The sequence below is a fragment of the Okeania sp. genome (assembly GCF_983059655.1).
In genome coordinates this window covers 1,223-4,287 of sequence record NZ_CEZPJD010000687.1, presented here as the reverse complement: position 1 = coordinate 4,287, position 3,065 = coordinate 1,223, and the positions used below count along the sequence as shown (strand labels likewise).

The 3,065-nt window shown below is 33.2% G+C and carries 2 protein-coding genes; both read right to left on the bottom strand.

What is annotated here, in order from left to right; genetic code table 11:
- The coding region (locus AC3DU7_RS26680) for a DUF3179 domain-containing protein (protein WP_488042291.1) at positions 1-961 on the bottom strand (961 nt) is incomplete at its 3' end.
- Positions 962-1,394: 433 nt separating this feature from the next.
- Positions 1,395-3,065: nSTAND1 domain-containing NTPase (locus AC3DU7_RS26675; RefSeq protein WP_488042290.1), on the bottom strand; the 1,671-nt coding region annotated here is incomplete at its 5' end.

Sequence of the window (3,065 nt, the reverse complement as noted above, 5' to 3'; positions counted from 1 at the left end):
TACCATCGAATTCTTCAACAATCACAGTTTGCATTTCACTATCCCATTTAGCTCGAATTTTTCGCCCATTAAATTCTACAATTTTTTCTTTTAATTGCTTAATTTCTGAATGTAAAAACTGAACGCTACTACCTGAGAAATAATTTTGAGGTGTTTCTTGGTCTGCTTCCCAAACATAGCTAATAATAGCCTTGGGATGTTCGTTCATTTGGTCTTGATTTCTCACTGGAAAAATCAACATTTTATCAGTATAATAACTGCCATAAGGATAGTTAAAATAATCACGTTTATAACCTGTTTCTGTAGATAAAACTTTACTATTAGGATGCGCTGCTAACCAATTTCCAAGAGTAGTTTTAATCGCAGAAATTCTATTTAAATTACTGTTAACATCCCGACCAAGAACACCAATAGCCCAAGGTTGAGAATAAAGAGTATCATTAGAGCGGTCATACATAACTAAACAACTTTGATAAAGTTTGCCAGAAACTCCATAAGTTGTATTACCACGTTCAAATGCAATTATCGTGTCACAAAGAGGGCAATAAGTAACAGTAATATTCATTCCTCCTACTGTATCATTAACAATTTCATGCCAATTCATAATGCCAAAAGGATAAGCAACAGCTTCACCGTTTATTTCTATACCAATTACTGTTTCATTAGTGGAAAAAGGTGTTGTTGTGGCTGTATCAAATTTTGGTTTATCAATAGAAGGAATACCATCTTTTGGCGGTCCGCCATTCAAAAGTTGAGCTAAATTAATCCGACTATATTGCTGAGGATCGAGATTTTGTGCTTGAATATCTTGGATTTCTTGATCTTGATTATTTAGATATTTTGTCAGATGAAAATAGCGTAGTTTAAAGTTATCCCAGCTACCTGCTTGTATGACTATAGAACTCAAACCCAAGCTAGCAAATAAAGCAGTATTGAGGATGATTTTAGCTAGTTTTTTCATAATTTAATAAGGAAGGAGTAAGAAGGAAGAGGGAAGAAGTAAGAAGTAATAATAAGGAAGAAGTAATAGTGACTGCTATAATATTTTTAACAGGTTAGTTTATTGATATTGGAGTTTAAATATTTTCTTGAGAATTATCAGGATTTTTTACCCTAGTTTTTTTGGTAAAATTAGAATATTTTCAATTTTAAGGATGGTGTATAGACCTTAAATTAAACTGAGTTAAAAATGAAGCTAAGGTAAATAATGATATCTTGTCACTTCAGTTATTATATAGAATCAGGTTATATAACATATATCGATAATTCTATAATTACTTCAATCTCCCCTACTTCAATCTCCCCTACTCCCCTACTCCCCTACTCCCCTACTTCAATCTCCCCTACTCCCCTACTCCCCTATTCCCCTACTCCCCTACTCCCCTGCTCCCCTATTACATCATATCTGTGTCAAATTCAAATTCAGAAATTGATTTTTCTCCTTCCTGTTTCTGTTCTCGAACTAAAGGAATTAAATAGTTATGGGCTAATTGATAGCTATCTTCTGGTACATCTGGCAGCAGTAAAACTAATCCTCGAGCAACTAATACATCTAAAACTAAATCTAATTTATTAGCTTCCATTAATAACTCTGATGCTAATTCAGTACGAGTTTTTAGAGGGCGAGTACCATGTTCATTTGTTAATAAGTATAGGACAAATATTGCTGTTCGTCCGTTCAGAAAGCCACAATCTTTTATTACTCCATCTATAAAGTTTATTGTGAGTTTTTTGATGGGATTATCTCCTAGTTTCTGATATGCTTCAACAGTTGTAATTGCTTCTTCTTGAAGTTGAGTGCCTACTACTTGCAATTCCATTGGGCTTACTGTATTGTCTGCTGAACTTAAATCTTTTACTACTTGAGAAATTAAATCTGCCTCCCAATTTAATTGAGCAGGTTCAATTAAGTTTTTGATAATTTCTTGACTATGATTTGGCTCAAAATTACTTATGTAGTAAAGAATTTCCTTAGATAAAATTTCATAGTTAATTACTGTTTCTAAGTTTGTCAGGCGATCGCATTCTAATAAGTAATGTAAGTAATTTGTTTGAATAGATAAAACTACTTTCACAAAATCCAAGTTTAAACAGTCATATAAAAATTGATAAAGTGGTATTCTTTGAGCTGGTTTTGGACAGACAGCAAATAACTCTTCAAACTGGTCTAAAATTAATACTTTTAAATTATTTTTTTGATGATTTTTACGCAATGTTTCCAATACATATTCTAGATTCCAAGTTGCAGAGTCAGAATTTCTCATCCAATCTGTATAAACTCGCAGTAGTATAGGTGAAATTGCTCGATCATCTTCTGAATTTTCTGCGAGTAGAGTAGGTATTAATCCAGAATTAATTAAAGAACTTTTACCCACACCAGAGACACCATGTATAACTATTAGTTTATGCTCCTGGTTTTTGATTCTTTCTACTAAATTATTCACGTCTTCTAGGCGACCAGAAACTTTAATTTCTCTAGGAACTATCGGATTACGATCGGAACTTTGTTGTGGTTGTAATGGACTTATTCCGATAAAAGCTTTTAATCCATATTGATGTTCAACTCGTAATTTTTCTTCTTTGATTCTGGCAGACTTTCCATATTGGTCTTGGTCAAAATAAAGCTTTTTTAATGCTTTTAGTATGGAAATATAGGAGTGTAAATCATGATGGGGGTTTGTTTTTCGTCGCGCTTTTTCTAGTTGATTAACAGTAGCTTGCCACTCTTCTAAGTTACTTTGAGATTCAGTTAAAATTGAGAAATAAGAATTTTGATATTGTGCAATTTCTAGAGGGTTTCCTATGGATTGATTTTGAATGGCAACTGCTAATTCTGCTAATTGGCTAGCATGGTCCCATTTTGACTCGTGCATTGCTGCCTCAGCCAAAAATCCGTAATCTTGAGCAATTTGATCTTCTGTACCGTAAGTTAAATGTAGTTCCAAAGCTTTTTGAGCAAGCTTGTATAGATCACTCCATGCTTCTAATTTTTTGAGAACTTCACCTTGCTGAATGATAAATTTGGCGACCAGTTCTTGTCGGTCTATTTTAGCAAATAAATCTAA